The sequence below is a fragment of the Alteromonas confluentis genome (assembly GCF_001757105.1).
GTDB lineage: Bacteria > Pseudomonadota > Gammaproteobacteria > Enterobacterales > Alteromonadaceae > Alteromonas > Alteromonas confluentis.
The window spans coordinates 91768-112326 of the sequence record NZ_MDHN01000041.1; the positions used below are offsets into that span (position 1 = coordinate 91768).

General features: G+C 49.1%; 20 protein-coding genes. 2 read left to right on the forward strand and 18 right to left on the reverse strand.

Annotation, left to right across the window (positions count from 1 at the left end; translation table 11 throughout):
• Positions 1 to 48 precede the first annotated feature (48 nt).
• Together BFC18_RS18360 and BFC18_RS18365 are read right to left on the reverse strand one after the other, a co-directional pair.
• Positions 49 to 1587, reverse strand: a complete 1539-nt coding sequence (locus BFC18_RS18360) for a SulP family inorganic anion transporter (RefSeq protein ID WP_070127005.1) — start codon at positions 1585 to 1587, stop codon at positions 49 to 51.
• 11 nt (positions 1588 to 1598) lie between these two features.
• A complete protein-coding gene (locus BFC18_RS18365; protein ID WP_070127006.1) occupies positions 1599 to 2249 on the reverse strand; it encodes a carbonic anhydrase in 651 nt (216 codons plus the stop codon).
• Positions 2250 to 2395: 146 nt separating this feature from the next.
• Here BFC18_RS18365 and BFC18_RS18370 point away from each other — a divergent pair, with 146 nt between their 5' ends.
• Both BFC18_RS18370 and BFC18_RS18375 read left to right on the forward strand, forming a co-directional pair.
• A complete protein-coding gene (locus tag BFC18_RS18370; protein ID WP_070127007.1) occupies positions 2396 to 3346 on the forward strand; it encodes a hydrogen peroxide-inducible genes activator in 951 nt (316 codons plus the stop codon).
• Between the two features lie 106 nt (positions 3347 to 3452).
• Entirely contained in the window at positions 3453 to 4343 is an 891-nt protein-coding gene (locus tag BFC18_RS18375; protein WP_070127008.1) for a LysR family transcriptional regulator, read from the forward strand.
• A gap of 81 nt (positions 4344 to 4424) precedes the next feature.
• On the opposite strand, the gene BFC18_RS18380 is transcribed toward BFC18_RS18375, so the two are convergent.
• The 16 genes from BFC18_RS18380 to flhF all read right to left on the reverse strand — a co-directional run bounded on the left by BFC18_RS18380 (position 4425) and on the right by flhF (position 20557).
• Positions 4425 to 4775, reverse strand: coding sequence for a hypothetical protein (locus tag BFC18_RS18380; protein ID WP_139139050.1), 351 nt, complete (start codon positions 4773 to 4775; stop codon positions 4425 to 4427).
• Positions 4776 to 4808: 33 nt separating this feature from the next.
• Positions 4809 to 5399 (reverse strand): DUF938 domain-containing protein, encoded by a 591-nt coding sequence (locus BFC18_RS18385; protein WP_070127010.1) that lies wholly within the window; start codon positions 5397 to 5399, stop codon positions 4809 to 4811.
• Between the two features lie 29 nt (positions 5400 to 5428).
• On the reverse strand, positions 5429 to 8053 hold the full coding sequence (gene metH / locus BFC18_RS18390) for a methionine synthase (RefSeq protein ID WP_070127011.1): 2625 nt from the start codon (positions 8051 to 8053) through the stop codon (positions 5429 to 5431).
• A gap of 9 nt (positions 8054 to 8062) precedes the next feature.
• Complete coding sequence (locus BFC18_RS21650) at positions 8063 to 9118, reverse strand: homocysteine S-methyltransferase family protein (RefSeq protein ID WP_139139051.1); 1056 nt, start codon at positions 9116 to 9118, stop codon at positions 8063 to 8065.
• 3 nt (positions 9119 to 9121) lie between these two features.
• A complete protein-coding gene (gene metA, locus BFC18_RS21655; protein WP_070127012.1) occupies positions 9122 to 10060 on the reverse strand; it encodes a homoserine O-acetyltransferase MetA in 939 nt (312 codons plus the stop codon).
• Between the two features lie 222 nt (positions 10061 to 10282).
• On the reverse strand, positions 10283 to 10702 hold the full coding sequence (locus BFC18_RS18405) for a DUF2802 domain-containing protein (RefSeq protein ID WP_070127013.1): 420 nt from the start codon (positions 10700 to 10702) through the stop codon (positions 10283 to 10285).
• 77 nt (positions 10703 to 10779) lie between these two features.
• Positions 10780 to 11268 carry a chemotaxis protein CheW gene (locus BFC18_RS18410; protein ID WP_070127014.1) on the reverse strand — a complete coding sequence of 163 codons (489 nt, stop codon included), beginning with the start codon at positions 11266 to 11268 and terminating at the stop codon, positions 10780 to 10782.
• A 15-nt stretch (positions 11269 to 11283) separates the two neighbouring features.
• The gene (locus BFC18_RS18415) at positions 11284 to 12018 is read right to left on the reverse strand and encodes a chemotaxis protein CheW (protein WP_070127015.1); all 735 of its coding nucleotides are present in this window, start codon (positions 12016 to 12018) and stop codon (positions 11284 to 11286) included.
• Positions 12019 to 12025: 7 nt separating this feature from the next.
• A complete protein-coding gene (locus tag BFC18_RS18420) occupies positions 12026 to 12790 on the reverse strand; it encodes a ParA family protein (protein ID WP_070127016.1) in 765 nt (254 codons plus the stop codon).
• Between the two features lie 28 nt (positions 12791 to 12818).
• Positions 12819 to 13964, reverse strand: a complete 1146-nt coding sequence (locus tag BFC18_RS18425) for a protein-glutamate methylesterase/protein-glutamine glutaminase (protein ID WP_070127017.1) — start codon at positions 13962 to 13964, stop codon at positions 12819 to 12821.
• 24 nt (positions 13965 to 13988) lie between these two features.
• Complete coding sequence (locus tag BFC18_RS18430) at positions 13989 to 16250, reverse strand: chemotaxis protein CheA (protein WP_070127018.1); 2262 nt, start codon at positions 16248 to 16250, stop codon at positions 13989 to 13991.
• 12 nt (positions 16251 to 16262) lie between these two features.
• Positions 16263 to 17006 carry a protein phosphatase CheZ gene (locus BFC18_RS18435; RefSeq protein WP_070127019.1) on the reverse strand — a complete coding sequence of 248 codons (744 nt, stop codon included), beginning with the start codon at positions 17004 to 17006 and terminating at the stop codon, positions 16263 to 16265.
• 34 nt (positions 17007 to 17040) lie between these two features.
• Entirely contained in the window at positions 17041 to 17424 is a 384-nt protein-coding gene (cheY, locus tag BFC18_RS18440; protein WP_070127020.1) for a chemotaxis response regulator CheY, read from the reverse strand.
• Positions 17425 to 17472: 48 nt separating this feature from the next.
• Positions 17473 to 18201, reverse strand: a complete 729-nt coding sequence (locus BFC18_RS18445; RefSeq protein WP_070127021.1) for an RNA polymerase sigma factor FliA — start codon at positions 18199 to 18201, stop codon at positions 17473 to 17475.
• Positions 18198 to 19064 carry a MinD/ParA family protein gene (locus BFC18_RS18450; RefSeq protein ID WP_070127022.1) on the reverse strand — a complete coding sequence of 289 codons (867 nt, stop codon included), beginning with the start codon at positions 19062 to 19064 and terminating at the stop codon, positions 18198 to 18200. The genes BFC18_RS18445 and BFC18_RS18450 overlap by 4 nt, the downstream gene beginning before the upstream one ends.
• A complete protein-coding gene (gene flhF, locus BFC18_RS18455; protein WP_070127023.1) occupies positions 19061 to 20557 on the reverse strand; it encodes a flagellar biosynthesis GTPase FlhF in 1497 nt (498 codons plus the stop codon). Before flhF ends, BFC18_RS18450 begins: the two co-directional genes overlap by 4 nt.
• Positions 20558 to 20559: the final 2 nt, after the last annotated feature.

Consider the following 20559-nt stretch of genomic DNA (forward strand, 5'->3'; position numbering starts at 1 on the left):
CCCTTTAACTGCAGGACTAACTAACAGAAAGCGTCTTAGAACATTCTATTATTGTTGAAACTGTATAGTTTCAACTTTAATGTTTTTACTACCGGCTTGGTCGAGGTAATCTTTAACCAATTCCTTTACATCGAAAGCCACTGACTTACTCTTTGAGAAATCCAGAACGACTTTGGAATCTTTTGGAATAGAGTTTAGTTTCTTCAAAATGCTAGGTTTGTTAAAGAAAGAGACTTCCTCAGCCATAACAATGTGATGCGTTCTCGCACCGCCTTCTTCGTTCACGGTTTCAGTGAACTGGTATGAATTGCGGTAGCTGTGTTTCAGTGTGAAGAACACGCTCACAGCAAGGCCTGTTACCACACCTGTCAGAAGGTCAGTAAATACCATTACCAGAATAGTGGTAACGAAGGGTAAGAACTGCTCCCAACCCGTTTTGTACATCACTTTAAACATGGCAGGCTTAGCCAGCTTGTAACCAACGGTAATAAGAATGGCAGCTAACGATGCCAACGGGATCTGGTTCAGCATAGTGGCTGCTGCAAATACCGCGATTAACAGAAAAACACCGTGCAGAATGGCTGACATTTTGGTTTTACCACCAAAGGCGATATTCGCAGAACTACGAACAATTACCTGAGTAATAGGTAAACCACCTACCAGACCAGAAATAATGTTACCAATACCTTGCGCTTTCAACTCACGGTTGGTTGGTGTTGTATTCTTCTGCGGGTCCAGTTTATCGGTAGCTTCAACACAAAGCAGTGTTTCAATACTGGCAACCGCCGCCATAACCAACGCGATGGTGAATACATCAATATTCATCATTTCAGAGAATGCCGGGAACGCCATTTCTGCTTTAAAAGCTTCGAAGCTGTCGATAACCGGCAAGCTGACTAATTGGTCTGCCTGTAATGGCATACCAGCTTGAGCCAGTACGATAGAAGCAACAATACCCAGCAGAACCACTACAATAGGCCCCTGAATAAGCTGGAATATTTTGTGTGCTTTGGTGAGGTATTTATCCCAAATGACCAGCAAGGCCAGGGAAACCACCGAAATCGCAACCGCTGCTGGTGACATAAGAGACACCGCATGCTCGATTGCAGAGAAGGTGTTTTCTCCATTTACTTGGTTGAAGGCTTCTTCTCCAAGAAAATCGGAATGCCACCCAAACAGGTAAGGTAACTGTTTCAGAATAATCAGAATACCGATACCTGCCAGCATGCCGGTTATGACCGACGTGGGGAAGAAGTAGGCAACAAAACCAGCGCGCATAAATCCAAGAATTAACTGGAACACACCGGCAAGTACCACGGCAACCAGAAACAATTCCCAGCTTCCAAGTGTACCAATGGCATCAAAAACGATTACCGCTAACCCTGCTGCTGGTCCGCTTACACCGAGTCGAGAACCACTCATCAGGCCAACAATGACACCACCGATGATACCGGCGATAACGCCGGAAAACAACGGTGCGCCAGAAGCCAGAGCGATACCCAGACAAAGTGGTAACGCGACAAAAAATACAACGATACTGGCGGGTAAATCGTTCTTTATTTCACTAAACGATAAATCAAGTTTCATAGGCTATTTCCTTACGCGCCTACCACTAAAGTGCGCTCAGCATAGGCCTGTTCCATTTCTTTGAAACTGTCTGTTTCAGGGTCGTAGCAATGGACCATGCCGGTTTCAATGTCGTATACCCAACCGTGTAACTGAACGGCTTTAGTCGCCAGTTTAGCGGCTACTGCTGGGTGGGTTTTCAGGTGTTGCATTTGCTGCAATACGTTCTCTTTAGTCACTTCTGCTAAGCTATCAGCATTAAGTTCGCCACCATGCTTTTCTTTAACAACTTCAGTGGCACAACGGCAGTGACCTAACCACTCTTTAACGTGTGGCAAGCTATCCAATTTTTCAGGATTTAGTGCACCTTTCATTGCACCGCAATCGGTATGGCCACATACTACGATGTGGCTAACGCCAAGTGCAGCAACAGCAAACTCGATTGATGCAGTCATGCCACCGGTTTGGTTGCTGTGAGGAGGTACAATGTTGCCAGCGTTGCGGCAGATGAAAAGCTCGCCTGGATCTGTTTGCGTTACCAGATTCGGGTCGATGCGGGAGTCCGCACAAGTAATGAACAATACTTCCGGATTCTGGCCGGTCGCCAGCTTTTTGAAGGTTTCTTTCTTTTCAGGATAAACGTCGCGCTGAAACTTAGCTACACCAGAAATTACATGATCCATTTATTACTCCTAAGTACACGGATAAACTTTAGTTTAAATCTATACTGACAAGATTGACTGATAGCTTTATAGATGTATAGAGTATATCGCGATAGCAAAAAGCTATCACATGATAAAATAATACATTTAACAGACAGATGGTCCCTATGTTTTTTAACGGTAAAGCGCCCTCGCTTAATCAAATTCGCTACTTTGTTACCGTGGCTAAACACCTTAACTTTCGCCGTGCTGCGCAAATTTTAGGTATCAGTCAACCCACCCTTACCAGCCAAATAAGCACACTGGAAACAAACCTGGGTTTGGTGTTGTTCGAGCGTTCTCGCTCAGGCACTTTGCTTTCCGCTCAGGGCAAAGCCTTACTTGAATATGCCGATGCGGTTTTACAATCGACTATGCAGTTTGGTGAAATGGCGCAATCGCTAACGCAAGGCGACTCAACCACATACCGTTTAGGCATTCCGCCCACACTGGGGCCGTATCTGCTGCCACACATATTGCCAGATATTCACCGCTTACGGCCGGGACTTAAGTTCTATGTACGTGAGGCTGCGCCGAAACAACTGTTACAAGGCCTGCTTGCGGGTGAATTCGACATTACGCTTTCGCCGATGTCAAACCGCGATTCACAAATCCAAACACAGCCGCTGTTCATTGAACCTCTGAAATTCGTTTTACCTGCGGACCACCCGATGTCTGGACGGGACTTCATCGAGCCGGAAGAGATACGAGGGCAGAAAATCCTGGCGCTGGAAGACCGCCATCACTTTCACTATCAGGTACAGGAAATTTGTGCTCAGCTTGGGGCTAACGTTGATCGCGATTACGAAGGGACGAGTCTGGATACGTTGCGGCAAATGGTAGTCATGGGCATGGGCATGGCGTTTTTGCCTGGTCTTTATGTTCATTCAGAGCTGCACCACCCAGAAGCATTGCATGTGTGCGAACTGGCTGACATGCCGATTGTACGGCAACACATGCTGGCGTGGCGAAACACCTCACCAGCGCGTGCTACCTTTCGCGACCTGGCAAGTTTAATGCGCAATGTGATCAGTGACCGCTTGCAAACTGCAGTTTCGGTGTCGGAATTGACACCTTAACGCATCTAGCCGTTTCTTCGACTGAATCGATACAGTGTAGACAGATAAACCATGAGTAGAAATGCTATATTCCGAGTAAATCATGAACTCTGCTCACGGAACAACCATGCTTGATCGCCAGCATTTGAAAATTATTGCCGCTATTAATGAATTCGGCACCCTCACTGAAGCGGCAGACAACATGCATTTGACCCAGTCCGCACTGAGTCACAGCATGAAGAAGCTAGAGCAGCAAGCTGGCATCGCGTTCTGGGAAAAAGATGGCCGACGTTTACGGCTTACCGATGCTGGCAATGCCGTGCTGAACCTTGCGCAACGATTACTCCCTCAGTTTGCTCATACTGAAGAACAACTCGCCCATATAGCGCAGGGTAAACAGGGCATTTTGCGTATTGGTATGGAGTGTCACCCTTGTTATCAGTGGCTGTTAAGAGTGGTGAAGCCGTTTTTATTAGACTACCCGGACGTAGATGTAGACGTGCGTCAAAAATTTACCTTTGGCGGGCTACAGGCACTGCATGGTTACGATATCGATCTATTGTTGACGCCAGATCCGCTGCACCTGCCCTCTATTCAATACGAAGCGGTTTTTGATTACGAGCAAGTACTCGTTGTATCTCGCGAACACCCGCTGGCAGCGGAATCGATGGTTGAAGCACAAGCATTGGCTGACGAAACGCTACTGACTTACCCGGTTGAACCTTCCAGACTGGATGTCTTCTCTCACTTCCTCACGCCTGCTAGCTGTACAGTTAAAAAACACAAAACTATCGAGACCACTGAAATCATGCTGCAAATGATCAGTGCTGGTCGTGGCGTGGGCGCACTCCCCAAATGGCTCGCTGAAGAGCAAGCGGAAGCGCTGCAACTAATCACTGTGCGTTTAGGTAAAAATGGCATACAAAAATCGTTGAACCTGGGCTATCGAAAGTCGGATACCAACGCGCCATTCATTAAAGCGTTTATCGCGTTGGCGAGATCCATCGGCCAGCCCTAACGTCAATCCTAACGCCAATAAAGATACGCTTTCAACACAAGCACCAAGCAGCACGACAAATTTTGTTTATCGCTAGAGACGCTAGCTTAAAGCAGGTAACCGATTGTTCTCGCAAAGAATAAGCTGGCAATGGCGCTGAGTCAGCGATTCAGCGAATCTTTGTTGGTAAATATCAAAGTCAGCGCCACTGGCACAAATAACCGCTTTCACCTGATGTTTCTCAACCAGTGAAAGCAATTCGCTGGAATAACGCAGTTCGGTTTCCAGAATGAAGGTGCGGTGATGCCAGGGTTCTTCGTTCATGAAAAATGACAGGTGTAAGGAGGATTCTGCCTGAATGCGGCTGCCGAGCTGATACGAGGGATAATCGGTACCTACAACGATAACGTTCGCAGATGCGGGGCGGAACTTTTGAAAAAAGCGTTTTATCAACCTGCTCACCATTTCATTGTGATAACTGTCAGTCTACCGCTTTTTCCATTGCAACAGTAAGTTGTTTGCGGGCATGGTGTGAACTTCTACCAATGTGAGCGCCGGCGCCCAGGCTTCGAGTTCCTGAATGTCCCGGTAGCCTCCGCAGCCTCTTTCTAACAGGCTAAGATGAAACTCACGGTTGCTATGGCTGCTAAACACGCCGTCATCGGTAAACGGGCCATACTGGCAAAATACACCACCCTGAGGCAATGCTTCCGACAGCGTCTGCATCATTTCAGCAATTTCCGCCTTCTGCATGATGTGCGCAGTATTGGCAGAATAAACCGCATCATACTCAGCAAATGGAAGCTCGCCCTGCCCCACTGTGAGAGACAACGGCGATAGCAGATTTTCTGACGGATAAGCAGACAACCATAATTTAATGCCTTCGTGGTAAACCGGCTGATCGCTGGTTTGCCAAATCAGATGTGGCAGATTTGGGGCAAAGTGCACCGCATGCTGCCCGGTACCGCTGCCGACTTCCAGCACGCGTTTACGGTCTGCAAACGCGTCTTTCAGTATTGCTAGAATTGGCCCTTTGTTGTTTTCACAGGCCTGGGAAAATGGCAGCTGGCCGGTCATCAGTTTAGCTTCCGTTTATCATCAGGCGATCAGTCATCAAGGTTAGGTGCCAGCCATTTCTCGGCTTCTTCCACCGTCCAGCCTTTACGGGCAGCGTAGTCTTCCAGCTGGTCGCGCTGGATTTTAGCCACCGCAAAATAGCGGGATTCAGGATGAGAAAAATACCAGCCCGAAACTGCCGCACCCGGCCACATGGCGTAACTTTCAGTGAGGCGCATGGTGGTATGTTTTTCGGCGTCCAGCAGGTCCCAGATCAGTTGCTTTTCGGTATGTTCCGGACACGCCGCGTAACCTGGGGCCGGACGGATACCCTGATACTTTTCGCGGATCAGCGCATCGTTATCCAGGTTCTCATCCGGCGCAAAGCCCCAGTATGCCTTACGCACCTGTTCGTGCAGGTATTCAGCAAAGGCTTCGGCCAGACGGTCGGCAACGGCTTTCACCATAATGGCGTTATAGTCATCACCGGCTTTGTTGTAGGCTTCGGCCAGCTCGTCTTCTCCAATTCCACCGGTAACCGCAAAGGCGCCCATGTAATCGGCAATACCGCTGTCTTTGGCGGCGACAAAATCGGACAGACAATAGTTGGCAAACTTGTCTTTCAGGGTTTGCTGGCGCAGGTGATGAGACACACCGATCACACTGTCACGGTTTTCATCAGCATAAATCTCAACGTCATCCCCCACCCGGTTTGCCGGGAACAAACCCAGCACACCTTTGGCCTGCAAACTGCCGTCAGCGATGACCTTATCCAGCATTTTATTGGCGTCGGCATACAGTTCTTTGGCCTGCTCGCCCACCACTTCGTCATTCAGAATGCGGGGGAACTTACCGGCCAGCGACCATGTAAGGAAGAACGGCGTCCAGTCGATGTAATTGCGCAGTGTATCAAGCTCGACGGTTACCGGTGTGACACCCAGTTTATTTGGCTTCACAGGTAACACAGAGAAATCCGGCTGATAGGCATTCGCGCGGGCTTCTTCTAACGTTACCGGACGGCTTCGCGGCTGCTTGCGGGCATGCTGAGCACGCACCTTTTCGTATTCGTCAGACAGTTCCTGTTCGTACTTTTTACGTGATTCAGGATTAATCAGCTTCTGACACACGCCTACCGCACGACTGGCGTTCGGTACATAAGCTACCGGGCCGTGATAGTTCTGTTCAATCTTCACCGCAGTATGGGCTTTGGAGGTGGTGGCCCCGCCAATCAGCAGCGGTAAATCCAGACCCAGACGCTCCATTTCTTTAGCCACATAAACCATTTCATCCAGTGATGGCGTGATAAGACCAGACAGACCAATCATGTCCACTTTCTCGTCTTTGGCAACTTGCAGGATGGTGGCACATGGCACCATCACGCCTAAGTCTACGACTTCAAAATTGTTACACTGCAGCACCACGCCTACGATGTTCTTACCGATATCGTGCACGTCGCCCTTCACCGTGGCCATGAGGATTTTACCGTTACTCCTGGACTCGCCGTCTTTCTCGGCTTCGATGAACGGCTGTAAATGGGATACGGCTTTTTTCATTACCCGGGCAGATTTCACTACCTGGGGCAGGAACATCTTCCCTTCACCGAACAGATCGCCTACCACGTTCATGCCGTCCATCAACGGCCCCTCAATAACGTGAAGCGGACGTTCAGCGGCCAGGCGGGCTTCTTCGGTGTCTTCAATGATGTAGTCGGTGATGCCTTTCACCAGCGCGTGTTCAAGACGCTTGTTCACCGGCTGTTCACGCCAGGTGAGGTCTTCAGCCGCAGCGGCTTTACCGTCACCCTGATATTTCGGCGCGATGTCGAGCAGGCGCTCGGTGCCGTCTTCACGACGGTTCAGAATCACGTCTTCAACGGCTTCGCGAAGCTCGTCAGGGATTTGGTCGTACACTTCCAGCTGACCGGCATTTACGATGCCCATGTCCATACCCGCGCGAATCGCGTGGTACAGGAACACCGAGTGCATGGCTTCGCGCACCGGGTTATTGCCGCGGAAAGAGAACGAGATATTCGACAGACCACCGCTGATGTGTGCGTACGGGCATGTCTCGCGGATGATGCGGGTCGCCTCGATAAAGTCCACCGCATAGTTGTTGTGTTCTTCAATACCGGTAGCGACGGCAAAGATATTTGGATCGAAAATAATGTCTTCTGGCGGGAAGCCCACTTCTTCGGTAAGGATTTTGTAGCTGCGCTGACAGATTTCCACTTTACGCTGCTGGGTATCCGCCTGACCGGTTTCATCAAAGGCCATAACCACGGTAGCGGCACCGTATCGTTTAATTAGTTTCGCGTGATGCAGAAACTGCTCCTTACCTTCTTTCAGGCTGATGGAGTTCACGATGGCTTTACCCTGCACGCATTTCAGGCCCGTCTCGATGACTTCCCACTTGGAAGAGTCGATCATGATAGGCACTTTGCAGATATCCGGCTCAGACGCAATCAGATTCAGGAAGGTGCGCATGGCATCAACCGAGTCCAACATGGCTTCATCCATGTTGATGTCGATGATTTGCGCGCCGTTTTCTACCTGCTGGCGAGCAACGTCGAGGGCCTTTTCATATTCGGCATTCAGGATCAGACGCTTGAAGATAGCGGAACCGGTGACGTTGGTCCGTTCACCAACGTTGATAAATGTTGAAAACTCTGCTGTCACAATAACACCTTAGTGAACAAAAGGTTCGAGGCCGGATAGGCGCATTTTAGGTTCGAAGTGCGGCACTTTACGCGGTGCAACACCTTCAACGGCTTGCGCCATGGCGCGAATATGTTCTGGCGTACTTCCGCAACAACCACCGACAATATTCACCAAACCGGATTGCGCCCACTCTTTAATGTGCTCTGACATTTCTTCAGCGCCGAGATCGTATTCACCAAACTCATTGGGCAGACCGGCGTTCGGGTGAGCTGACACCAGACATTCCGCGATATTGCTGATTTCATCCACATACTGACGCAGCAAATCAGGACCAAGGGCACAGTTCAGGCCCATGGACAGCGGCGTTACATGACGCATGGAATAATAAAAGGCTTCCGCTGTCTGGCCAGACAGGGTACGACCAGAGGCATCGGTAATGGTACCAGACACCATTACCGGCACGCGGCTGCCACGCTTATCGAAAACAGTTTCAACGGCAAACACGGCGGCCTTAGCATTCAAGGTGTCGAAGATGGTTTCGATCAATATGATATCGGCACCGCCTTCTAACAGCGCTTCTGTCGATTCAATGTAGGCTTCCACCAGCTCATCAAAGGTTACGTTGCGTTTGCCCGGATCGTTTACGTCAGGCGAAATCGAGGCTGTGCGGTTTGTGGGCCCTAACACACCGGCCACATAACGAGGTTTATCCGGGGTTTTCGCGGTAAATTCATCGCAGGCTTTGCGGGCCAGTTTCGCGGCGGCAATATTGATGTCTTTTGACTGCGCTTCCATGTCGTAATCGGCCATGGCGATGGTGGTGGCGTTAAAGGTATTGGTTTCAATGATATCCGCCCCTGCCTCAAGATAAGCACAGTGAATATCGTAAATGATCTCGGGCTGTGTAATGGCCAGCAAGTCGTTGTTGCCTTTTACATCACAATGCCAATCGGCGAATTCCTTGCCGCGATAATCTTCTTCTTCCAGCTTGTGTTCCTGGATCATGGTGCCCATGGCGCCATCCAGGATAAGAATGCGTTTTGCTGCCGCGTCCAGCAGAGCGTGTTGTTTGTCTGAACTCACGGGTTACCTCTTCGGCTGGGCTTTTTCTGCCAGCTGGTTCAAATCGTACGGGGTAGTCTGGTAAACATAATAGTTCAGCCAGTTATTAAACATGAGACTACCATGAGACCGCCAACGGACTAAAGGCGCTTTTGTCGGATCGTCGTCGGTAAAATAATTTGCCGGAATGGCAGGATGCAAATCTGCCTGTAAGTCACGATAGTATTCATCGTGCAGCGTTTCCGGATCGTACTCAGGGTGGCCTGTTACGAATACCATTCGCTTATCATCGGAAACCACGGTGTAGGCACCCGCTTCAGGGGATTCGGTGATCACGTGCAGGCCTTTCACGCTATTGTAGACATCTGAATCGATATAGCCAAACCGGGAATGTGGCGCATAAAAATACGGGTCAAAACCACGTAAGAGCTCGTTATACGGGTCTAGCACCTTGTGCTCAAATACGCCAGATAACTTATTATCGCGAAGCTTTCGCTGTACGCCGTAAAAGTGGTACATGGCCGCATGCGCTGCCCAGCAAAGATACATGGTGGACTGCACGTTGCGCTGTGCCCATTCCAGAATATCTTTCATATTGTCCCAGTATTTCACATCTTCGTAGGGCAAATGCGCCAACGGTGCGCCAGTCACGATAAGACCATCGTACTTCTTATTTTCGATTTCCGAGAAGTCGTGATAAAAGGCGTCCATGTGCGCCTGAGGTGTATGTTTGGGTGCCAGATTATCGACACGAATAAGGTTAACGTTCACCTGCAGTGGCGTGTTAGAGAGTAACCTGAGGATTTGAACTTCTGTCTCAATTTTATTCGGCATCAGGTTCAGGATCCCCACTTCCATAGGGCGAATATCCTGGGTGGCGGCTCGGTTGCTGTCCATAGTGAAAATATTTTCACCGGATAACACGTCCTGCGCGGGAAGTTGACCTGGGATACAGATAGGCATGGATGCTCCAATGATTGACAGAATATGCCGCTATTGTGGCTGAATCACTTGCGATGTCAACATCTTTACGGCTGGACGTCTAAACGGCTTAAGTTGCACTTCAGGACTTGAGGCTCATATCGCTTGATAAAGCATAGCACCCTTGATAGTTACCTGCGTGGCAGTTATCAAAAGTAGCGAGGAAAGGTATTGCAGATTAATAAGAGATGAACACCAGCATGATTAACTCCGCTGACTGTGCATACTCATCAGCAGTTCAGCTTCAGCTCTGGGCAAATCACAAGCTTGCATGACCTCTTCCACTGAAGCACCAGACTTTACCAGTTCGGCGGCACGGGTGTATAAGCGCATTGAAGGGTCTTGTAGCTTCACTTCCCGCAACTGATTCTCAAACTGGTCACATTGGTCGGCCAATTCACGCATGTGCTTGCCCTGCACCATAGAGCGGGTTTGCATTTCGGCAATTTGGTTTTCAAGATTTTTCACATCGTCACTGAGTATGTCGGCGCGGGATTCGCTCTCAAGATGCGTTTGTATAAGGTGAGTCAAACGTTTAGTAAAATGAAAATACAGCCAGATAACGGCAACAACAGCCAGAAGCCCTGTAGCAATGGCAAGTAAGGACAAGGCCGATACATCCATATAAACGTTAATTCTCCAAAATCGGGAAAGGAAAAAAGATCAGGTACTGCCCGCCGGGTAACGGGCAGTGATATTGCTTAGAAGCCGCTCAGTTCGTCCCATTCGTCATCACTGAGTAACTTGTTCAGGTCGACAAGAATCAACAATTCGCCATCGCGGTTGCTCACGCCCTGAATAAACTTGGCACTCTCTTCTGTGCCTACGTTTGGCGCGCTGTCAATTTCTGAAGACTTCAAATAAACCACTTCAGCAACACTATCAACAAGAATACCTACGACCTGTTCATCCGACTCGATAATTACGATACGGGTATTGTCTGTGGTATCAGCAGGCATCAAGCCAAAGCGGGCACGGGTGTCGATAACGGTAACAACATTACCACGCAAATTGATGATACCCAGCACATAGTCTGGCGCACCAGGTACCGGGGCAATTTCTGTATAGCGTAGTACTTCCTGCACCTGCATAACGTTGATGCCGTATGTTTCGTCACCTAAACGGTAGGTGACCCATTGAAGCACCTGATCTTTCTCAGGTGAATTATTACTTGTGGTCTTGTCATTCATTAACCTGGCTCCCCGCTAAGGCGTTTGGTCATTACTGCCTAAGCCGTTATTTAGCATTGCAATTAACTGATATACGTCGATTAACGCACACATTCTTTCTTTTACCATGCCCGCTAACCATGGACGTTTGCCACCGGCCTCACGCCATTTCACTTCGTCCTTGGTAAGAGTAACGGTATTGACCAGTTTGTCGCTGGCTAGGCCCCACAAACTGTCCCCTAACATAATAAGATACTGATAGTTTAGCGTTTCTGCGAGATTTTGATCGTATTTTTCTGGCATAACCCACATTGCAGTATCAACAACGTTTATTTTTTGTTCACGGTGAAGCATCACACCTTTAAACCACTTGGGCTTACCGATGAGTCCACCGACTTTTTCCATGCGGTGGATACCGCCTAGCGTCACTAGAGGCACCGCCAGTGTGAGACCCGCTACCTCAAAAAACAGTGCCTGGAAACGATTCTCTAGCAAATTCTGAATGGGCCGGTGAGTCACCGGCTCTTGAGGTACCACAATGGCTTCTGCAGAAGCAATGCTTTCCTCAATTTCTTCCACCACAGGCGCAGCCACGTCAACCTCTTCAACGGGCGCTGCTACCGGTTCCCTGGCCACGATGTCAGCAGTCGCCTGCTCAAGTAACCGAGCGGTATTTGCCGTAACATCTGCCGGGTCTTCAGGGCTCTGTAGTAAGCTGTCCAGATACGCCTGCATCACATCTTCACGGGCGAACGGCGTACTCTTGCTCATAGTCGACTCATAGTTCCAGTTCATCTAACAGTTTAGTATAGGCGAAGACCCCTCGCGATCTCGGATAAACCACAGAGGCAGGTGACTGTGCCTGACTCGCATCTCTGAACCGAGTATCGACGGGAATGACATCACTCCACACTTTGCTGCCGTAATCGTCTTGCAATTTTTGATGTGCCTGGATGGCCGCATTCGTCCTGCGATCAAACATGGTTGGCACAATCAATGTGTCAAATTCCTTACGTAACGAACGCCCCATAATCTCCAGGGTGTGCACCATTCTGTCGAGGCCTTTCAGCGCCAGAAATTCGGTTTGTACCGGCACCACCACTTTATGGCAGGCTGCCAGCGCATTAACCATCAGCACCCCCAACACGGGTGGGCAGTCGATCAGTACGTAATCGAACTCCTTTTCCACAGTCTGCAAGGCTTTTTTAAGAATGAGTCCCATACCATTTTGCATACCCATTTGCCTGTCCAGCGTGGCTAACGCCATAGACGCGGGAAGAATAAACAGGCTGTCTAATTTGGTAGGACACAAACTGTCCAGTACCCTATCGGCAGATATCTCCTGATGATTAATAAAAATATCGTAAACAGAAGCACTTAGTTCTTCTGCATCGGTACCAAAATAATAACTGAGCGACGCGTGAGGATCGGTGTCGATTAATAACACCCGTTTGCCCTGTTGCGCTAGAATGCCTCCCAGCGTGACGGTGGTCGTGGTTTTTCCCACTCCTCCCTTCTGGTTGGCAATCGTCCATATTTTCAACCTTCAACTCCTGCTGATTGAATTCGCTCTACATCATCTCAGTGCGGATACACGATGCAATATGTTCAATATTGATGCTCTTCTCCGCAATACCGGCTTTTGCAACTGCCTGAGGCATGCCGTAAACCACACAGGAATCTTCATCCTGAGCCCACACTTTTGCGCCTTTTTTATGCAACGCGTCACAGCCTTCACGGCCGTCTGCTCCCATACCGGTAAGGATCACGCACAGTACGTCGCCACCGTAAATATCAACCAAACTATTAAAGGTAATATCCACACTGGGTTTATAGGTATCTTTCTCGTGAGCATGTGCATCACGCAATGCAATATTTGGCAAAGATCGGGAATCTACCACCATCTGCTTACCCCCTGGCGCCAAATAAGCACAACCGGGGCGCAGAATGTCACCTTGCTCAGCTTCTTTCACAGAGATATCACAGTTGTTGTGTAAACGCTGGGCGAACGCATTGGTGAAGGTTCCGGGCATATGCTGAACCAGAACAATAGGATGAGGGAAATTAGCGGGTAAGCCCGAAAGCACCTTTTGTAATGCTACAGGGCCCCCAGTTGATGCGCCAATGGCAAGGCACTTGTAGCGCTTGCCAGAGGCTTTGACCTGCGAAACCACGGGTGCCGCGCTGGCACTTTCGGCCCGCCCTGTAAGCACAGACGAGCTTTTGAAGAACGTGGCTTTAGGTGCATTGGCTGGCATAGGGGGCGCAGGCTTCGCTGCGGGAGCTGCACGGGCCATAGGCGGCCGGCGAATACCCACCCCACGACGCGCAAGCAACCTGACTTTGGTTCTCAGCAGACTCGCGGCATCTTTGCGATTTTTAGAAATTTCTTCGAATTTTTTCGGCAGAAAATCCAACGCACCGGCTTCCAGTGCGTCCAAGGTTGCCTGAGCGCCTTCATGAGTCAGCGATGAAAACATCAAAATTGGAATTGGCCGTTTAGCCATAATTTTTTTGACCGCCGTGATGCCGTCCATTACCGGCATCTCGACATCCATGGTGACCACATCCGGCGATAGCTTGATAAGCATATCCAGCGCTTCTTCACCGTTACAGGCTTCACCTACAACCTGAAGTTCTCTGTCTTCATCCAGAATTTCACGGACACGGCGACGATAAAACGTTGAGTCGTCCACAACAAGGACTTTAAACGCCATAACAAGAAGTTCCTTTACTAGCAGCTATGACCGACGGGCATAGCGCTTAAGAAGACTTGGGATATCCAGAATGAGTGCAATACCACCATCAGATGTAATCGTTGCACCGGCCATACCAGGGGTTCCCTGCAACAATGCATCTAAAGGCTTGATAACCACTTCTTCCTGACCAATTAACGCGTCGACAACAAAACCGACTTGTTGGGTACCAATTTGTACCACAACCACGTGTCCTTTTTCTTTGCTGATATTTTTTGGTCCGCGAATCAACCATTCGCCGAGGAAGAATAATGGAATCGCTTTTGAACGCACTATCATGGTCAGCTGACCATCTACCGTATTGGTCTTTTTGATATCCATGTTGATGATTTCATTCACAGCGCCTAACGGCAATGCGAAGGTTTGTTTGCCAACAACAATCATCAGGGTAGGCAGAATTGCCAACGTCAGTGGGACTTTGATTTCAAGACGGGTTCCTTTACCCATCTGAGAATCAATATTTACAGTACCATTGAGTTGGTTGATCTTGGTTTTCACCACGTCCATGCCCACACCACGACCAGAAATGTCACTGATTTCGGTTTTGGTGGAGAAGCCGGGTGCAAAAATGAGATTAAAAGCCTCAACGTCTGACATTCTCGCTGCGGCATCAGCATCAAGAACACCGCGACTGATTGCAATTTCTTTCAGTTTTTCTGGGTCCATGCCCTTACCATCATCATCGATGGTAAGCAGAATGTGATCGCCCTCTTGCGATGCTGATAGTTTAACCGTACCCATGCGCGGCTTACCGGCATTGGCACGGTCATCAGGCATTTCAATACCGTGGTCAACCGAGTTTCTGACCAGGTGAACCAGCGGATCGGCCAGTGCTTCTACCAGGTTTTTATCCAGATCCGTTTCTTCCCCTTCCAGTTCAAGGGTAATTTCTTTTTTCAAGCTTCGGGCGAGATCACGAACAACCCGGGGGAAACGACCGAAAACTTTCTTGATGGGCTGCATGCGGGTTTTCATTACCGCGCCTTGCAAGTCACCCGTTACAACGTCGAGGTTGGCAATCGCCTTCGACATGTCTTCATCGTTAGTGGTAATACCAAGACTAAGTAAGCGGTTTCGCACCAACACCAACTCACCTACCATATTCATTATCTGATCGAGGCGTTTAGTATCTACCCGTACGGTGGTTTCAGCTTGCGGTGCTTTTTCTTCTTTTTTGGCTGGTGCGGCTTTAGCAGCCGAAGCAGGTTTGCTTTCCGCTGCCGGTTTGGCTGGTGTAGCAGGCTTCGCCGGTTCCGCTGGTTTGGCGGCCGGTGGCGGTGTAACAGGCTTAGGCGGCTCTGCTGCCTTACTCTGTTCTGCTTTTGCAGCCTGAACTGCTTTGGTAGCAGCATTGTCTACTTCGACGCCACCTGCAGGCCCTTGACCTTTACCATGCAGTTGATCAAGTAAGGCTTCAAATTCGTCATCAGTGATTTCGTCGTCACCGCTGTCTGCGGCCGGCTCAACGGGTGTGGCAGTCGGTGCTGGCGCAGCATCTGATGGCCCTTTAAACTGCCCTTTGCCGTGAAGTTCATCAAGAAGGGCTTCAAATTCATCATCGGTGATATCTTCACCAGCGCCACCCGCTGCAGGTGCCGTGGGAGCTGGCGCTGCCGGGGCCGGTGCTGCTGCAGATTCGCCAGGACGACCAGGCGCACCTGAACCATGTAATTGGTCCAATAAGGCTTCAAACTCATCTTCTGAGATATCTTCAATACCACTGTCGCCAGACGCCACAGCGGTAGCTTCAGGTGCAACAGGCGTTTCTTCAACGATGAGTTCTGGTTCTTCTTCGACAGGCGCCTCTACCACGGGCGCTGCAGCAGAAACGTCGCCAAAGATATTCTCGTCTGCAGATTCGGGCTTACTGAGTTTATGGAGGGTATCGACCAGTGCTGCGTCTGCGGCCTCTAATGGTTCACGGGCTTTCACCCGCTCAAACATTTCCACCACCACGTCGGTTGCTTGCAGAATGGTGTCCATAAGTTCAGGGGTTAGCGTACGCTGACCATTGCGCATCACGTCAAACACGTTTTCTGCACCGTGGCAAATCTCTACCAGTTCGGTAAGAGAAAGAAAACCAGCACCACCTTTTACAGTGTGATAGCCACGGAAGATAGCGTTGAGGAGGTCAGCATCTTCCGGGTTGTTTTCCAGGTCGACCAGCTGTTCCTGTAATTGTTCAAGGATCTCACCAGCCTCAACCAGAAAGTCCTGTAGTATATCCTCATCAACTTCAAACGACATTCATTCGCTCCCCTAAAAACCAAGGCTTGATAGAAGGTCATCCACATCGTCCTGACCCTGTACTACATCGTCACGCTTTTCAGCATCAAGAATTGGGCCTTCAGCCTCAATCGCATCTGGCTTCTTGGTGGGTGTTTTATCTTTAGACTGACCAGTTTCACCAAACACGGTCAACATATTCACCAGGCTATCTTCTACTTCTTTCACAAGGTCGATTACACGTCGAATAACCTGTCCCGTGAGATCCTGATAACCTTGTGCCATCAACACTTCAGTTAACAGACTATTAAGTTTAGTCGAATCCTTGGATGCGTCCTTAAAAAGCGAATCAATTTCCAAACAAAGCGATTTAAACTCACCCAATTCAATTTGACGGGTCATGAGTTTTTGCCATTCAGGCTCAATAGCGCTAATTCGCTCTGCCAGCGATTCCGCAATAGGCATGCATGACTCTACAGCATCCATTGTGGTGTTGGCGGCTTTTTCTGTTTCTTCGATCACGTAATTCAGACGAGTCTGCGCATCGGGAATATCATCGTTGGCTAAGCCGGCGATGCGCTCATCTAATTGGAATGTATTTAATGCATCATGAAGCTGACGGGTAAGCTTGCCAACCTCGGCAAAGAGCTCCACAGATTCCTTGGCTGAAACTGCCTCTAACAGAGCATTGGCGGATTCATCATCCCCCTGCTCTAGATAACTAACCAGTTGCTTCGCCTCTTCTAGCGAAATAGGGACTTTTTTAATGGGTGACATCCAGTAATCCTCTTCTCTGGCAGGTGCTGCTAAATTAACCTAAACGCTGAAAGATTTTGTCTAATTTCTCTTTTAGTGTAGCTGCTGTAAATGGTTTCACCACGTATCCATTTACGCCAGCTTGTGCAGCAGCAACAATTTGCTCTTTCTTCGCTTCTGCAGTCACCATGAGCACTGGTAAGTGTTTAAGTTTGTCGTCAGCACGGATAGCTCTAAGAAGATCGATCCCTTGCATACCCGGCATGTTCCAGTCAGTCACGACAAAGTCGAAGTCGCCTTGCTGGAGCATAGGCAAAGCTGTACTACCATCGTCAGCTTCCTGAATATTGGAAAATCCAAGGTCTTTAAGCAGGTTTTTTATGATTCGTCTCATCGTAGAAAAATCGTCTACCACGAGAATTTTCATGCTCTTGTCCAAAATAGCCTCCGGTGAAGGATAGTAAATCGTTATTAATATTGGTGTGCGCTATTCTTCAGCCTGCCAGGATTGCATTCGTGCTTTTAGTTTTAACATGGCTTGGCTGTGAATTTGACTGACTCTGGACTCACTGACGTCGAGTACTTCGCCTATTTCTCGTAGGTTCAGTTCCTCGTCATAGTACAGAGACAATACAATCGCTTCCCGCTCGGGTAATGTTGTTATAGCGTATGCCAGCGCTTTCTGAAAGGCGCCTTGCATAAGATCTTCTAACGGTGAGTCATTACCTTTACTTTGTTCTGTCGTGATCACATCTTCAGATACACCGAGATCTTCAATACCAATTAATTTTCCGGCATTAACCTCGTTAAGCATTTGATGATAATCATTAATGCTGACATTTAGCTTAGCAGCTATTTCAACATCCCGCGCATCTCTTCCGGTTTCTCTTTCAACTAAAGAGATAGCTTCTGTGATTGCGCGGCTATTCTTGTGGACTGAACGGGGAGTCCAGTCACCTTTTCGAATTTCATCCAGCATAGCACCGCGAATACGAATACCCGCAAACGTCTCAAAACTGGCGCCCTTCGAGCCGTCAAAATTTTTCGCAGCTTCCAACAATCCGATCATGCCAGACTGTATCAGGTCGTCCACAAGCACACTGGCAGGTAAACGAGCCATCAAATGATGGGCTATGCGTTTAACCAATGGTGCATGTCGCTCTACCAACTGTGCAGTGTCATTCTGTTGTCGGTAAGCTGCAGCTTTACTGTTCAACGTTGGTTTCCTACCGCTTGTTTAGCTACCAGTTGTTCGATGAAAAATTCGAGATGTCCGCCAGGCTGGGCAGGAACCGGCCAATTAGCCGCTTTGGTCGCCAATTGACTAATGGCTACGGCGGCAGGAGAGCCAGGGAAAGCATCGACGATGGCAGTCTGCTTTCTTACCGCTCGACGAATATTCTCGTCGAAGGGGACGGTCGCCACTAGTTCAAGCGCCACATCGAGGAAACGCCCAGTGACTTTTGATAACTTACTGAAAAGCTCCTGCCCTTCACGTATGTCCCGCACCATGTTGGCAACAATTTTAAACCGAAAAACGCCGTGTTCCCGATTTAGAATTTTAATTAATGCATAGGCATCAGTGAGCGAGGTGGGTTCGTCGCATACCACGACCATAATATCCTGAGACGCCCGGGAGAAACTCAGCACCATATCGGAAATACCCGCTGCAGTATCGACAATGAGCACGTCGATTTGCGAGCGCAATTCACTGAACGCGCGAATTAGACCGGCATGCTCGGTAGGCGACAATTCTGTCATTGCCTGCGTACCCGACGTTGCCGGTGCGATTTTGATGCCATGGGGGCCGGTTACCAGCACATCGTCGAGGGTGCATTCACCAGACAGCACGTGAGAAAGGTTCTTCTCTACTCGCAGTCCAAGCATAACATCGACGTTAGCCAGGCCAAGGTCGGCGTCGAGCACCATCACTCGTTTGCCTTGCTTTGCCATGGCAATGGCCGTATTCAGTGTGATGTTGGTTTTACCCACACCACCCTTACCGCCGGTAACGGCTATAACCTTAATGAGGCGTGATTGATTCATCTTTCGTAAGCTACTCGCTTGATCTTCGATCATACTGCCTTAACTGAATTAACTTCATGATTCTGCTTAGTATGATTCAAACCGTACTTTTTATAAAGCTTTGCCGCTGCAGATACGAGAGATTTCGCATCAGCAACCTTAATATCTTCAGGCACCTGCTGCCCATCGGTCACATAACTCACTGGTAGCTGCTGCTCAACGGCAACGCTCAATACCTCACCCAAACTGTAGCACTCATCAATTTTAGTGAAGATACAGCCGTCGAGTTTAACTGAATTATACGCTGCAATAATGCGTTGCAGAGCAGGATATTGGGTATTAGCTTGCGCAACCAGGTATTTACGTACAGGTTGCATTTGACCGTTGCTAAACTGACCAAGTTGTTGAATTAATCGGCTATCTCGCTGACTAAAACCTGCTGTATCTATTAATATTAGACGTTTATGGCGTAACTGAAAGAGTTGTTCAGCTAATTCTTCGCTACTTTGTGCTTTTCGGGTAGTACAGCCAATAATTTTGCCGTAAGTCGCCAGCTGTTCATAAGCCGCTATCCGGTAGGTATCGATGGTGATCATCGCTACCTGCTCTGCCCCGTACTTTTGTGCATAACGTGCAGCAAGCTTTGCAACGGTAGTGGTTTTGCCCGTACCCGTTGGACCGACCAGTGCAACCACACCGGTTTGCGTGAGAATATCGCTACCCGATACATTCAGACGGTTAGCCAACAGGTTCAACAAATAAATCCACGCTTCACGCTCTGTGTACTGAGATGGCGTGTAATGCACTAATTGTTCTGCCAGCGCATCGCTCAATCCCATGCCAGTGAGGCACTGCATCAGGTAGCTGTGAACGGGCCGCTGACGCTTTTTCTTCGCTTCCATCAGGTCGGCCACCTGATATTGCAGCACATTACGTAAAGACGCCAATTCCTCTTTGATGGCATCCAGTTCACTATTGCCCTGCGCGTTACTCGAAGGCGCTTGCTGAGAAGGCGCCGCCTCGAAATCAGGACTCATTTGTGAAGCGGGAGGTGTATTGTTGCGTCCGTGATTAAATACATCAGCAAATGAAAATACATCATTGTCTTGCTGTGCAGTTTGCTGCTGTGGACGCTGGGAATGTGGCTGAGCTTGCGCCTTAGGCTGTGATTGATATTGAGGCTGAGCAACATCGCGCTGGGAATGAGGCTGAACCTGGCGCGGTGCGTTTTGCTGCGTAGCAGCCTCTGCCGCTGCATTTCGCTCAGCAGCTTGCTTCTCTAATAATGCACGGAGGTTGTCAGGACCATCATCACCAATAATTTCGCTCAGGCTCGGTGTGGCCTTCTGCTGGCCCGCTGATGCTTTGTTGTCATGGCGCGTGTTAAGGTTAAGTTTTGCTTCAGGTTCTTTATCGTAAGCAGCCACCAACTCTATGCCATCGGCCACTTTACGGTTAGACATAATGACGGCATCACTGCCCAATTCGGCTTTTACCTGGCTTAACGCTTCCCGCATATCTTTGCCAAAAAAACGTCTGATTTTCATCT

What these genes read in the sequence shown, in the direction of transcription:
- BFC18_RS18360 (WP_070127005.1), bottom strand. Translation starts at nt 1,587, where the DNA reads ATGAAACTTGATTTATCGTTTAGTGAAATAAAGAACGATTTACCCGCC.
- BFC18_RS18365 (WP_070127006.1), bottom strand. Translation starts at nt 2,249, where the DNA reads ATGGATCATGTAATTTCTGGTGTAGCTAAGTTTCAGCGCGACGTTTAT.
- BFC18_RS18370 (WP_070127007.1), top strand. Translation starts at nt 2,396, where the DNA reads ATGTTTTTTAACGGTAAAGCGCCCTCGCTTAATCAAATTCGCTACTTT.
- BFC18_RS18375 (WP_070127008.1), top strand. Translation starts at nt 3,453, where the DNA reads ATGCTTGATCGCCAGCATTTGAAAATTATTGCCGCTATTAATGAATTC.
- BFC18_RS18385 (WP_070127010.1), bottom strand. Translation starts at nt 5,399, where the DNA reads ATGACCGGCCAGCTGCCATTTTCCCAGGCCTGTGAAAACAACAAAGGG.
- metA (WP_070127012.1), bottom strand. Translation starts at nt 10,060, where the DNA reads ATGCCTATCTGTATCCCAGGTCAACTTCCCGCGCAGGACGTGTTATCC.
- BFC18_RS18405 (WP_070127013.1), bottom strand. Translation starts at nt 10,702, where the DNA reads ATGGATGTATCGGCCTTGTCCTTACTTGCCATTGCTACAGGGCTTCTG.
- BFC18_RS18410 (WP_070127014.1), bottom strand. Translation starts at nt 11,268, where the DNA reads ATGAATGACAAGACCACAAGTAATAATTCACCTGAGAAAGATCAGGTG.
- BFC18_RS18415 (WP_070127015.1), bottom strand. Translation starts at nt 12,018, where the DNA reads ATGAGCAAGAGTACGCCGTTCGCCCGTGAAGATGTGATGCAGGCGTAT.
- BFC18_RS18425 (WP_070127017.1), bottom strand. Translation starts at nt 13,964, where the DNA reads ATGGCGTTTAAAGTCCTTGTTGTGGACGACTCAACGTTTTATCGTCGC.
- BFC18_RS18430 (WP_070127018.1), bottom strand. Translation starts at nt 16,250, where the DNA reads ATGTCGTTTGAAGTTGATGAGGATATACTACAGGACTTTCTGGTTGAG.
- BFC18_RS18435 (WP_070127019.1), bottom strand. Translation starts at nt 17,006, where the DNA reads ATGTCACCCATTAAAAAAGTCCCTATTTCGCTAGAAGAGGCGAAGCAA.
- BFC18_RS18450 (WP_070127022.1), bottom strand. Translation starts at nt 19,064, where the DNA reads ATGATCGAAGATCAAGCGAGTAGCTTACGAAAGATGAATCAATCACGC.
- flhF (WP_070127023.1), bottom strand. Translation starts at nt 20,557, where the DNA reads ATGAAAATCAGACGTTTTTTTGGCAAAGATATGCGGGAAGCGTTAAGC.